This window comes from Bacillus sp. ChL18, assembly GCF_026241425.1.
GTDB classification, from domain to species: domain Bacteria; phylum Bacillota; class Bacilli; order Bacillales; family Bacillaceae; genus Bacillus; species Bacillus velezensis.
In genome coordinates, this window is record NZ_JAPHWE010000001.1 from 1672981 (window position 1) to 1685382 (window position 12402).

Annotated in this window: 15 protein-coding genes; 2 read left to right on the forward strand and 13 right to left on the reverse strand. The window is 46.2% G+C overall.

What is annotated here, in order from left to right; translation table 11 throughout:
- Positions 1-147: 147 nt before the first annotated feature.
- The 10 genes from OQ477_RS08070 to OQ477_RS08115 form a co-directional block, all read right to left on the reverse strand.
- Positions 148-1341, reverse strand: a complete 1194-nt coding sequence (locus tag OQ477_RS08070; RefSeq protein WP_038457867.1) for an ABC transporter permease — start codon at positions 1339-1341, stop codon at positions 148-150.
- Positions 1338-2030 (reverse strand): ABC transporter ATP-binding protein, encoded by a 693-nt coding sequence (locus tag OQ477_RS08075; RefSeq protein WP_007611126.1) that lies wholly within the window; start codon positions 2028-2030, stop codon positions 1338-1340. Before OQ477_RS08075 ends, OQ477_RS08070 begins: the two co-directional genes overlap by 4 nt.
- Positions 2031-3167, reverse strand: a complete 1137-nt coding sequence (locus OQ477_RS08080; protein WP_265972020.1) for an efflux RND transporter periplasmic adaptor subunit — start codon at positions 3165-3167, stop codon at positions 2031-2033.
- A gap of 1 nt (position 3168) precedes the next feature.
- Entirely contained in the window at positions 3169-3867 is a 699-nt protein-coding gene (locus OQ477_RS08085; RefSeq protein WP_042635154.1) for a Yip1 family protein, read from the reverse strand.
- 322 nt (positions 3868-4189) lie between these two features.
- Positions 4190-4423: a molybdopterin converting factor subunit 1 gene (moaD, locus tag OQ477_RS08090; RefSeq protein ID WP_007409633.1), complete on the reverse strand. Its 234-nt coding sequence runs from the start codon at positions 4421-4423 to the stop codon at positions 4190-4192.
- The gene (locus OQ477_RS08095) at positions 4420-4890 is read right to left on the reverse strand and encodes a molybdenum cofactor biosynthesis protein MoaE (RefSeq protein ID WP_003154579.1); all 471 of its coding nucleotides are present in this window, start codon (positions 4888-4890) and stop codon (positions 4420-4422) included. Before OQ477_RS08095 ends, moaD begins: the two co-directional genes overlap by 4 nt.
- Positions 4891-5412, reverse strand: coding sequence for a molybdopterin-guanine dinucleotide biosynthesis protein B (gene mobB / locus OQ477_RS08100; protein WP_265972021.1), 522 nt, complete (start codon positions 5410-5412; stop codon positions 4891-4893). It abuts the gene before it with no gap.
- Positions 5373-6665 (reverse strand): gephyrin-like molybdotransferase Glp, encoded by a 1293-nt coding sequence (gene glp, locus OQ477_RS08105; protein ID WP_265972022.1) that lies wholly within the window; start codon positions 6663-6665, stop codon positions 5373-5375. Before glp ends, mobB begins: the two co-directional genes overlap by 40 nt.
- Positions 6666-6682: 17 nt before the next feature.
- On the reverse strand, positions 6683-7702 hold the full coding sequence (locus tag OQ477_RS08110; protein WP_265972023.1) for a molybdopterin-synthase adenylyltransferase MoeB: 1020 nt from the start codon (positions 7700-7702) through the stop codon (positions 6683-6685).
- A 51-nt stretch (positions 7703-7753) separates the two neighbouring features.
- A complete protein-coding gene (locus tag OQ477_RS08115; RefSeq protein ID WP_265972024.1) occupies positions 7754-8356 on the reverse strand; it encodes a molybdenum cofactor guanylyltransferase in 603 nt (200 codons plus the stop codon).
- A gap of 145 nt (positions 8357-8501) precedes the next feature.
- On the opposite strand from OQ477_RS08115, the gene OQ477_RS08120 reads away from it, so the two are divergent.
- On the forward strand, positions 8502-9494 hold the full coding sequence (locus OQ477_RS08120) for a sporulation protein (RefSeq protein ID WP_265972025.1): 993 nt from the start codon (positions 8502-8504) through the stop codon (positions 9492-9494).
- A gap of 23 nt (positions 9495-9517) precedes the next feature.
- Here the strand turns inward: OQ477_RS08120 and rok are convergent, their stop codons facing one another.
- Positions 9518-10114, reverse strand: a complete 597-nt coding sequence (gene rok / locus OQ477_RS08125) for a transcriptional regulator Rok (protein WP_003154591.1) — start codon at positions 10112-10114, stop codon at positions 9518-9520.
- Positions 10115-10566: 452 nt separating this feature from the next.
- Positions 10567-11025, reverse strand: a complete 459-nt coding sequence (locus tag OQ477_RS08130) for a TlpA disulfide reductase family protein (protein ID WP_032874741.1) — start codon at positions 11023-11025, stop codon at positions 10567-10569.
- A 287-nt stretch (positions 11026-11312) separates the two neighbouring features.
- Here OQ477_RS08130 and OQ477_RS08135 point away from each other — a divergent pair, with 287 nt between their 5' ends.
- Positions 11313-12119: a mechanosensitive ion channel family protein gene (locus OQ477_RS08135; protein WP_044801353.1), complete on the forward strand. Its 807-nt coding sequence runs from the start codon at positions 11313-11315 to the stop codon at positions 12117-12119.
- Positions 12120-12152: 33 nt separating this feature from the next.
- On the opposite strand, the gene OQ477_RS08140 is transcribed toward OQ477_RS08135, so the two are convergent.
- The gene (locus OQ477_RS08140; protein WP_003154596.1) at positions 12153-12398 is read right to left on the reverse strand and encodes a YkuS family protein; all 246 of its coding nucleotides are present in this window, start codon (positions 12396-12398) and stop codon (positions 12153-12155) included.
- Positions 12399-12402: the final 4 nt, after the last annotated feature.

Genomic DNA, 12402 nt, shown 5'->3' on the forward strand with positions numbered 1-12402 from the left:
GTACATAGGGTTTGTAAACTGTAAATTCGACAAAAAGGGGGACAATTGTATGACATTTTCTTTTTATCATAAATGAAAGAAGTCTATTATATTCATTCAATCATTAAAACACACAAAAAACCCCATGCAGACTGCATGGGGTGCCGGTTATTCATACCTTAACGCTTCAATCGGATCTAAGCGTGATGCTTTGTTGGCGGGCAGCATGCCGAAAATGACACCGATCAGCATACTGAACAGTACGCCGATACAAACCACCTGCCAAGAAACGAGCGACGGCCAGCCTGCGATAAGGGAAACGAGTGATGCTCCCCCGTAGCCGAGACCGATTCCGATTAAGCCGCCGATTAATGTAAGCACAACAGATTCAATTAAGAATTGTGTCAGAATCTGTCCTCTCGTGGCACCGAGCGATTTGCGGATGCCGATTTCTCTTGTCCGTTCCGTCACTGATACGAGCATAATATTCATGACCCCAATCCCGCCGACAATGAGAGAAATACCGGCGATCGAACCGATGATCGTCGTCATGACGGTCGTAACCTGGCCGATTCCCGCCGCGATTTCTTCCATATTCATAACTTGATAGGCCTCTTTTGTACCGTGATTATCATTTAAGAGACGGGCCGCTTCTTTTCCTGTTGATTTGATTTGATCAGCGGACTCCGTCTGAACGGAAACGTTGCTGTAGTCGTTAGTACCGAAAGACGTTTTCAGCATGTTGAACGGCACATACATTTCACTGAGTCCTAACGATAAAAAACCGCTCTCTTCTTTCAGTACGCCGATTACTTCAACGGGCTGTCCGCCGGCCCAGACGATTTTTCCGAGCGGAGACGTTTTCCCGAACAGCTTTTCAGCCATTTTTTTCGAGATGATTCCCGCTCTTTTCCCAGAAAGAAAATCATTGTCCGTAAATGTCCGTCCATCTTGAACGTCCAGCTTTTTTACGTCCATGTAGCCGCTGTTAATGCCGTTCAGCGTAATATCCGTGTCTTCTTCATGGTAACGGGCCGTCATGGATTTTACAGCGGAAGCGACAACCTGCTTTACGCCGTCCACTCCTTTTAATCCATTAATATCTTCTTCTGTAAAACTCGCTTCCTGTAAGGCGTTCGGATTGGCTGTTAATTCTTCATCACTCGGAAGGTAAAACAATTCAATCGTATTGCCCGGCCCGCTGATGGATTGCTTCAGCATTTGCTCTCCGCCCTGGCCGACAGCCACAACAACGATTACTGAACCGACGCCGATAATGATTCCGAGCATTGTCAGAATCGATCTCAGCTTGTGAGCTCTTACGGAACTGAGGGCCATCCGGAGATTTTCTGACAGGCTCATTCCCCCACCCTCCTCTGCTCAGCATCGCGGGAAACGATCATGCCGTCACGGACGAAAATCACTCTGTTTGTACAGTCCGCCACTTCAGGCTCATGAGTGACAAGCACCACGGTCACGCCCTCTGCATTAAGCTCTGTGAACTGCTCCATAATGGAAATGCTTGTTTTCGTATCCAGCGCGCCGGTCGGCTCATCAGCCAAAATGAGCTTCGGTTCGTTCACGATGGCTCTTGCAATCGCGACACGCTGCTTCTGGCCGCCTGACAGCTCATTCGGCATGTGACGCATCCGATCCGCCAAACCGACTTTTTCCAGTGCATACTCAGCCCGTTCCTCACGCTCTTTTTTGCCGATACCGGCGTAGATCATGGGGAGTTCGACATTTTTTCTTGCATTCAATCGCGGCAGCAGCTGAAACTGCTGAAAGACAAATCCGATTGATTTGTTTCGGACCGCCGCAAGCTCTTTTTCGGTGCATGAAGAAACATCTTCGCCCGCAAGCCTGTAACTGCCGGACGTCGGTCTGTCCAGACAGCCGATGATATTCATGATCGTAGATTTTCCCGATCCCGACGGTCCCATAATTGACACATATTCTCCTTCTTCAATCGTCAAGTCGATTGAACGGAGAACATCAAACGTCTCCTTGCCGATCTGATAGCTTTTTTTCACCTTTGAAAGCTGAATCATCTATGCTTTCACATCCGTTCCGTCAGTCAAATCGTCAGCCGGATTCAGAATGACTTTATCATCCTTTGAAAGCCCCTCTTTTATCTCCGTAAGCTGATTTGCGGTATCGCCGACTTTAACTTTCACGCGTTTGGCCTTCCCGTCTTTTACCGTAAAGACCCAGTGCTCATCTCCGTCTTTTTTGACTGCGGAGGACGGCAGTGTATCGGCTTTCCGTTTGTCGGTTTCAATGTTCATAATTAATTTAAACCCCGGCTTGCCCTCCGGAAGGTTTCCGATCAGCTTAACCTGGAACGGATACTGCACGGCCTGTTCCGTACTTTCCCCGGAAGCAGCGCTTGACTTTTGATCAGGGACGAGGCCGACAGCCGCCACTCTCCCTTTCCACGTTTTACCTGGAATGGCGTCTGAAGTAATTGTAACGCTTTGTCCCTTTTTCACTTTCAGCGTGTCGTATTCGGACAAATTGCCGGCAACGATCAGGTGTTCCGGGTCTCCTATATGTATAACCGGTTCTTGAATATCCGATTTTTTAGAAGCCGCTTCTTGATTTACCGAGATAACCGTCCCGTCCATCTCACTCTTAACATTGAGATTCGCCACTTGATTTTCAAGAGACTGCTTTTGCAAATCAGATTGCTTTAATTCGATTTCCGCCGTTTTTTGCTGAAGCTGCAGATCAGTCCGTTCGGATTCAATTTGTTTTTTGGCTTCCGCTTCTCCCACTTGTTTTTCCAGATCTTGTTCCTTGCTGTTTAATGCTCTGAGTTTTTCTTCAACTTGTTCGATTTGCATACGTTTTGATTGTTCTGTCAACTCATTTTGTTCTTTATCAAGATTGAGCTGCTCATTTGTATACGTGACTAACGACGACCCTTTTTTTACTTTGTCGCCTTCTTTTACTTTCACTTTATCAAGAGTTCCTTTATCCGCTTCATAAAAAACATACTGTTCTTTAGAGAATTTAAGTGTTCCCGGAACCATAACCGTAGATGAGATTTCTCTGTTTTCCATGGTTCCGGTTTCGATTTTTTTCCCGGCGCTGCCGCCCGCGGGAGCGGCAGACTTATAAATATTGATACCGATGAATACTGCAACAATTACGGCGATGCCGATTCCGATCCAAATTTTTTTCATGTTATACACCTGCTGTCACTGAACTTAACAGTCCTCCGACTGCCGAAACCAAAAGCATAATAACAAACAGGACAATCGCGGAAGTCCAGGCCGCTTTTTTCGAAATGCCGCCTGTATAGCGAAGTCCCAAAGCGAGCAGAATATAGCTCCAGATGCTGAAAATGTCAAACGCGCTTAAAAAGACCGCGACGCCGTCTCCGGCCGGTATGACACTCGCCAAAGATGTAACGGCGTACAGTGAGCCCGCACCGGTAAAATAAGTAACAAGACCGTTAATAACTAAGCCGATATTGGTAATAAATGCCGTAAACAGGCTGAGTGAGAGCATTTTTTTGTAAGTTGTCACGCCGCCTGAAATTTTGACGCACAGCCAGTAAATGAGCGGAACGATAAACAGAGCGATAATGCCCCCGAAGATTCCTCCGAACATCGAGCCGAATTTAGCAATGGTTTTGGTCATTTCAATCTGATCATCCGACAATCCGTCAAGAGATGAGCTGTTCAGCACTTCTTCATAATTCATCCCCAATCCGCGCAAAATACTGCCAGCCGCGATGAGAATGATGACAATCAGGAGAGGAATGCCGATGACCGGCTTTTCTTTTAATCTTTTAAACTGCACAACAGGACTTGTAATGACGCCGAAAATTGACGGCTTTTCCGTTACTGCCGTATTGCTTTTTTCCAGGTTTGGTTCCATATTGCTGATGCCTCCTATGTATTATTCTGTTTATACGTACGCTTTAGGCTGAGAGAAGTTTCAATTTTTTTGCCGTTTGCGTATTTATGCTAAATTGTAACACAAATTCTCAGCTTTACGTTCCATAATTATGTAAAAAAAAGCATTGTCAGACCGGTATGACGGGAGGTTCAAAGCCTTGTGAAGGCACTGTCTTCAGCCTATTCATGTAATCAAAACCGCCTCAATCACAAATCCCTTTAAATCCCATTTGGATATTCTCCGGAATTCAGCTTCTATATACAAAAAGCCGGATGGCAATGATGCACATCCGGCTCTTTTTTCACCCTCCGCTTACAGGAGGGATAAAGGCAATGGTATCACCTTCTGTTACGATGCTGTTGTCTTTTACATATGTTTCATTGATTGCGATCATGGCATTGTCAATCGTCTGAAGGCCGTACCGTTCCTTTAGCAGCGTTTTTACAGCAGACGCCGCCGTCTCTTTTTCGTCAAGTTCAATGACCGGTGTTCCCGCCTGCTCCGCAAGCCCGGCAAACAATAATACTTTAATCATCGCGATTCCCCTTTATCCAAATCCGGTTTTCCGTTCGGATAGGGCGTTGTTTCCAGCTGATCGCCTATCCATTCTTCTCCGTCTTCCCAGATTTCTTTTTTCCATATCGGCACAATCTGTTTTATCCGTTCAATTGCATATTCATTCGCCTCATATGCCGCCTTTCTGTGCGGTGAAGACACGGCGATTACGACCGCTGCTTCTCCGATATCAAGGACGCCGACACGGTGAGTGATTGCAGCTTCGGCTCCTTCCCATTTCGCGCTGATTTCACTGCCGATTTGAGAAAGCATTTGAACAGCCATCGGTTCATACGCTTCATATTCGAGCCGCACCGTCCGCCGTCCTGCAGTCCACTCTCTGACCGTACCGATAAACGTTGTGATGGCGCCGGCTTCACGCTTTTCAACTTTTTTTACGATATTTTCCGCAATGATAGGTTCCCTTGTAATTTGAAAACGTTCCATTTAAGCAGATTCCCCTTTCAGCTGCGAAAGCACAAACATCATGGCAGCCGGATCGTCCGCATGGAATACGGGCATGCCTGCATCTGCCGGCATATGCTCCGTATTTCTGCTGACAACTGCGATCACGCGCTCCAAATGCTTCAGCTTTTGCCAATCTTCGCTGTCTTTGATCATAATGATTTTCGGATGCGGCGCATGTTTAAATCCCTCTATGAGAAGACCGTCAATTCCCAGACATTCATACAGACTGATCAAACCCGCCAGATCCCATTTTTTTCGCGCCGTAAGCTGCAGGACGCCGTCCCCTTCTACTGCCGTAACCGCGGCTCCGGCTTTTGAAAAACGCTCCGAGTCTTTTCCGTCAGAAAAAGGTTCCGGTTCTCCGCCATGTCCGTGATGTTTTAAACATCCAATATTGCACTCTTTCGGCGCCGCTTTCAGCACACTTTCAATAAACGTTGTTTTACCGCTGTTTTGAAAACCTACGATCTGGACGATCGGGAAAGAATTGACCACGGCCATTCACTTCCATTCTCATCACGGATGAGGAGCGCGTGAACCGTCCGGCCCGCTTCATACCCCCTCGTTCCTCCCGGCAGAAGGATAAACGCGTTTGCTCCGGCTAGAGATGTGACTGAGCTTGATTTATCGAGACCGACCGGTGACGCCATCATCTTTCCGTCCTTATGATAAACAAATGCCCTCACAAATCTCGTAAACGGATTCGGTTTCGGAAAGTCGTTTGTTAACACGGCTTCCGCCCATCCGGAATGAGGTTTTTCATTCAGAAGCCATGTCTGAATCATCGGTTTGACGAACAGGGTGAATCCGACATAACATGCGGACGGATTGCCTGAAAGGCCGAACAGCAGCATGTCATCGGCCCGGGCGACAGTTGTCACGCTCCCCGGGCGCATTGCCACTTTGTTAAAAAGAACTTCCGCTCCGAGCTTATTATAAATGTCTGGAAGAAAATCAAAATCGCCGACTGACACGCCGCCGGTTGTGATCAGAAAATCAACTTTTTTCATAGCTTCCTTCACCGCATCATAGCTGTCATCAAAATCATCGGAAATTTTCCCTAAGTTCAGCGGTACCGCGCCCGCTTCAATGACCTGGGCATACACCATGGCTGCGTTGCTGTTGCGGATTTTCCCCGGCTCAAGCGGATCGCTGACATGAAGAAGCTCGGTCCCCGTTGCGATAATGCCGACAACCGGCTTTCTGACCACTGGAACAGAAGCATAGCCGAAGGTTGCTAAAAGAGCGGTTACGCCCGGCGTGATTTTCGTCCCTTTTTTTAATAGCGAGCTGCCCTTTTTCGCATCTTCTCCTTGATATGAAATATTATCACCCGCATGAAAAGGGCGTTTCACTGACATGTAATTCGTCCTGTTTTCAGAAAACGTTTTTGTCAGCTCAAGCATCACTACGGCATCCGCACCTTTTGGAATCTGCGCCCCCGTCATAATGCGGACCGCTTCATAAGGCCCGAGTTCTTTTTCTGACACGGCGCCGGCCCCGATATGGTCAATGACTTCAAAGGTGACGGCATTGTCACGGGAAGCCGTTTTTGAATCGCTCGCCCTGATGGCAAACCCGTCATACGGGGAACGGTTAAAGGCCGGCACATCATGATCCGCCTTAACATCCTCCGCCAAATAGCGGTGGAGACTGTCCTCAAGCGCCACCCATTCGGTATCCCCCTGTTTTTTATACCGGCTCACCCGGCGGACTGCTTCGTCCACCTGAATCGGCGTTCTTTTTTCAAGCATAGCAATATCTCCCCTTCCTACAGTCCGATCACCCTGGCCAGAACTGAATTTGCTTCTTTTATATCGTTTGTACCGTGAATCAGAGCCCGTCCATCCTGAAAAATAACGATTCTGAAGCGCTCATACGCCATGTGCAGCAGAAATTCATTTGCTTCCACTTTACCGATCTGCTTCAGACGTTTGACAAGCTCTTCTTTATCCAGCCTCTTTAAGGCTTCCGATCTGATTTGAACGGTGTCTCTTCCGCACAGCACGCTTGCTTTCGGCCTGTTTTCAGGCTGCAGATACGGATATACGGGCTCCGCGCCGCAGGAAGGGCAATGATCCCGTTTGATCTGATCCACATTTATGCTCAGATTGGTATTATTCCACACGTCAAACGTGAAAAAGCGCCGATTTACCGCCGCATGATTTCCTGTCAGCAATTTCAGCGCCTCAGCCTGCTGATAAGCGGAGACGATATGAACCGCCGGAGGTATGATGCCTGCTGTATCACATGTCGCTCCGCCCACGGGCATTTGCTCAAACAGGCAGGATAAACACGGCGTAACCCCCGGAATAATCGTCATGCACATTCCCTGACTGCTGACACAGGCCCCGTAAATCCAAGGTGTTTTCGTTTTCAGCGCCAGATCATTGATGACCATTCTCGTTTCAAAATTATCTGTCGCATCCACGATGCAATCCGCTTGTTCGATCAGCGGTTCGAGCGTTTCCGCCGTACCTTCCGCCGCGTAAGCATCGATATGTATATCACTGTTTACCGCCAAAAGACGCGCCTTGGCCGCCATTGCTTTCGGCAGGCGCTGTCTCGCGTCTTCTTCTGTATACAGCTGCTGTCTTTGTAAATTGCTCCATTCCACATAATCCCGGTCAATAATCGCCATACGGCCCGCTCCGGCTCTTGCCAAACCCTCTGCTGCTGCTGTTCCGAGGGCTCCGGCTCCGACAATCAGGACACTGCTGTCAGCCAGCGCCTGCTGCCCTTTTTCCCCTATCGGCTTAAATCTTGTCTGCCGCGAATAGCGCTCTTCCATCTGTGTTGTCCCCTTGCATTTTTATTTCCATCATACCATGTTTCTTCCCGATCAGTCTTGATTTGAAGACTCGACACGCGCCAAAAGTCTGGTGTAATCGTCCCGTGTGTTGATATTAGCGAACTCCTCCGGCCCGGCGCCGATGTCTTCAGCCTGCACATAACAGACAGACAGCCGTTTCAGCGTGTCTGTCATTTTCAGTTTGTTTTGTGTCAGCTGATCAAAAAGCACATCCTGCACCCGCTTATGATAAACCGCCAAGAGGGGCTGCTCTCTGTTTTCACAAACCGGTATGACAGCGTCCAGGTTTCCGGTCAGCTTCATTTCAAGCGCCGCCATCGTTTTTCTTGTCACGAGCGGCGTGTCACAGGATATGACCGTATATATTTCGCCTTCCGTTTGTTTCATTGCCGTATAGATGCCGGCAAGCGGACCCATTCCCCGAAACCGCGGCTCATCGGCCAAAACATGCCGCTCCCTGTTTGATAAGAACTTTTTTATATGTTCAGGGCGGCTGATAATTACCGTTTCTCCGCCGCCGAAGGCTTTTTTCACCTGTTCATAAAACATGCCGCCCTTCCACTTTGCAAAAGCTTTCGGTTCTCCGAATCTTCGGGAAGCTCCCCCCGCTAATATTACATTCACCCGTTTCATGTCATCTCTCTCCCATTCTATATAAAAGCATAGCAAACGCCTCAGCCGAAATACAATATTACGGTGCTTGTCTGTTTAAATAAGAGGAATAGCCGTTGTTCCTTTCCCATATTGTAGTGTTAACATCATGAGGGAGATGGTTCTTATGAAAATATCCGGTCCGTTTTTCCACGACACTTCTCAAGAGAACCTTTACTTGAAATCTGAACTTTCCAGATGCAGAAAATTAATTTCAGAATTTGAAGCAAGCTACTTCCATCAAAAAAATAATAAGCTTCAGGAGGAAAACGCCAATATTAAAGAGCGGCTTCACAAGCTTTCTGACGAATTGGAAGCCATGGCTCAAAAACACAAACAGACAAGTGACACGGAACGTTCTTTGCATGAAATCAGAGCCGGGCTGCTCGATAAAATCGTCATTCTGCAAGAACTGCTTCAGCAGGAAACGTTTCGGCGGAAAAATGAGATGGAAGAAAAGCACCGTCTGCATCTTACAAATGTAAAATTTAAAGAAGAAAATAAAAACTTACATACCCGCATCCGCTCACTTGAGACCGCCATTCAAACTGAACGGACTTCTCACGAAGATATGAAACAGCGTTATCATGCCGCTGCAGACGAAAATACCCGGCTCCAAACACAAATGATAGAAAAAGAATACCAGCTCAAACATATTAAAATAGAAATTAATCATATGAGAGATCGAATACTAGAAACAAAAGAACGGCTTGTAGAAATAGAAAAAACGAAAGAAAAGTTATTTCAAGAAACCATTCTTTCATATAAACGGCAGCTGGACGAAAGTGATGCTTGGATTGCCGGCCATTTTGCTGATATTGACAGCCGCACGGCGGAACCGGCGGAACAAGCTCTGGAAATCCCTTCTGTTTCCAAAGAGACTGTTCAGGCAGAAGACTTGCTTAAAGCCGTTACCGAACAAGTCATCTCCCTGCAAAAACAATTTGTACAATCAGAGTCCCGCGATCAGTCGTTTGATGAAAAACTGGATGCGTTGAAAGAACGTGCTGACGGCGAAAAGCCTTTCCAAAAATATGTCGTCAAGCTTGAAAAAAAGCCGGGAAAAGATGCGTCACTTCCGCAGAATAAGCGGGAAAACGCAAAAAAACTGCTTGAGTAACGCAAGCAGTTTTTACTGTTTTATTATTCAGCAGCCGTATCATTTGCCGTTTCTGCTGTTTCCTGAGAAATTTCTCCCTCAAGAATATATTGGCCGCGGTATGGTTTTTTCACTTCCGGATACATTTTAATTAAGCTTTGCATAAATGTTGTCATATTAGGAATTTCAAGGCCGCTTTCCTTTTCAATTTCCTTTTGCAGTTCGGAACTTTTGATCGCTGCATTGTGGCGTTTCAATGTTTTAATCGCTGCTTCGCGCAGTTTTGCCGCTTTTGATCCCGGTCTCGCCGTCCCTCTTCTTCTTCTTGTAGAACCGTCTGGAATGCCGGCGGGAAGAGACGTAATAGACTGCATCTGCGGCTGGGAGGATTGAGGCTGTGTCTGCGGCTTTTGATAGCTTCTCATTTCCTGTGCTGCAAGCTCTGCAAGCACCGGGAGAGAGTCACTTTTTTTCTCCGGACGAAACTCTTTTTTTGTATCGGACAGGCTGCCTGTATTGTCTAATTCTCTCAGTTTTGCATATATTTTATCACGTTCTATTTGATATTCACGAATGACTTTTACCTCTGCTTCGTTCAATTGTTCTAAACGTAAGCGCAGCGCTTCTCTTTCATTAAACATGTGTAAAACCCCCTGTCAAAAATTTAAACGCTTTTATTAAGATATTAGATTACAAAAGTAATTTTATCAACTATTATTTTATCATTTTACTATTTTATTTACTCTATGAAAAATTGCTTATTTTCTGAAAATGGTACTTTATATACAAAAATCCCTTATCATATAGGGGATTCTGGACAAAGTTCCAATTTATTCAATCATTTCAAAATATAACTTGAAATTACTTGTTTAATGAAAATTAGCGTAATATCTACAATTTTCGACTATAATATGTAAAAGATTATGATATGGATAAAACAAGCGGTACAGCGTGTTTACGGCTGTTTCTCTTATTTTTTAAGCCACACATGGCATATTGGATTTTTTTATCCAATAGGCACAAAAAAACCCTGTTACCTAAACGGCAAAGGGTTTGCGGAACCGAGACAATAGTCCGACGGAGATTGTCCCGATTACTCAGAAGCCTGCTCCGATTCTGAAAGTACTCGGCTGACGCGTTTTTCAAGCATTTTCATCCCGCTTCCTCCCGCTTGAAAATGGCGGAGCTGTCCGCTTTTATCAAAAACGTAATAAGCCGGCACATATTCATTTTCAAATGCTTCAGTCAGCGTATGATCGCTGTCGACGTAAATCGGCTGAGAGATATCGTGTTCAGCCGCTGTTTCTTTGATTTTCTCAAGGTCAAGATCATCTTCGGAACGGGGCATGTGAACGGCCACCACATTCAGCTGATCTTTATATTTATCGCGAAATTCGTTCATCTCAGGCATCGCTTCTTTACACATGCGGCAGCTGGCGGACCAGAAGTGAATCAGTGCCGGCTTTCCGCCGACCAGCTGTTCCTTCGTGACTTCTCTGTTAATCCATGCTTTAGCGCCTGTCAATTCAGGCATTTGCTGACGTAATTTCATCTTATTACCCTCCTTATGAAAAAGGTTTTTTGCCGGGGCTTTCAGTTTCGCCGGGCAACGTACTCCTGTTTTCCCTCCAAAGGATATGATTTGGCTGAATCACCATGTTAAAATGAGTGTGGCGATTTCTTAGTTCATATCTTCACAAAAATGATGATATTGAAACCGGGCAATATGAACAAATCTTAAATGAAATAACTGATTTCTATTAAAAGGTTTATTTTATTTTAAAAACGGGTATATCTCTTTTAGCTTTTTCTGCAATAGACTTGAAAGGAAGACACACTATGATTGATTTAAAACACTTTGATTGGGCCGGGCTTCTCACATCTGCCGGGATTTTCATCATAAAGCTGGCTCTCATTATTTTAGCGTACTTTATTTTCCGGACGGCAGGAAAAAAGCTGATCAAGCATCTGTTTCAGAAATTCGAGCAACAAAACAACCTCTCCAAAGGCCGCGCTTATACTTTGCGAAGCCTCGCGCTTAATGTATATGGATACATCCTGATTTTCGTTTTTATCGTAATGATTTTGGATTTATTTCACTACAATCCGAGCGCTCTCATTGCCGGCGCCGGCGTGGTCGGTCTCGCAGTCGGCTTCGGGGCTCAGGGGCTCGTCAGTGACATCGTCACCGGATTTTTTATCCTTTTGGAAAAACAGATCGACGTCGGCGATTATATTACGGTTGCCGGCTACAGCGGCATTGTCGAGCAGGTCGGTCTCCGTACGACGCAAATCCGGAGCTTTGACGGCACGCTTCACTATCTTCCCAACCGGGGCATTACGAATGTGAGCAACCATTCCCGCGGAACGATGCAGGCGCTTGTCGATATTAAAGTGCCGCTTGAAAAAAATCTTGATGAAACCATTCAAATCCTGCAAACCGCGTGTGACAAAGCAGCCGCTGAGCTCCCGCAGATTAAGGAAGGGCCGGACGTCATCGGGGTTCAGGATTTAAGCTCGTCAGAAATGGTGCTCAGAATCATTGCCAAAACAGAAAATATGGAGCAATGGCGGGTTGAACGCGTACTGCGGAGAGAAATGAAAATCGCGCTCGACCGTTTTAAAAACGCCGCTTCCGCCGAATAGAAAAACCGAAGCGTAAGCTTCGGTTTTTTCTTTTTAATGAAATTTTTTTTCCACTTCGCTGCAGATTTCGTCGGCGGTCATTCCGGAAGCCGTAATGACGGGAGCCTGAGTTGACGTATCGGCAATCCCTTGGACATTGCTGTCAAGTCCGGTTACGACACAGCAGTCACAATTCTTCGCATCCTCAGGAGTCTTCATCATCACTACGTCATATCCTTTTTGTTTTAACGCCTGTTCTACATCCGATAAAGATTGTTCAATTCCAATTTTTTTCGTCATATTG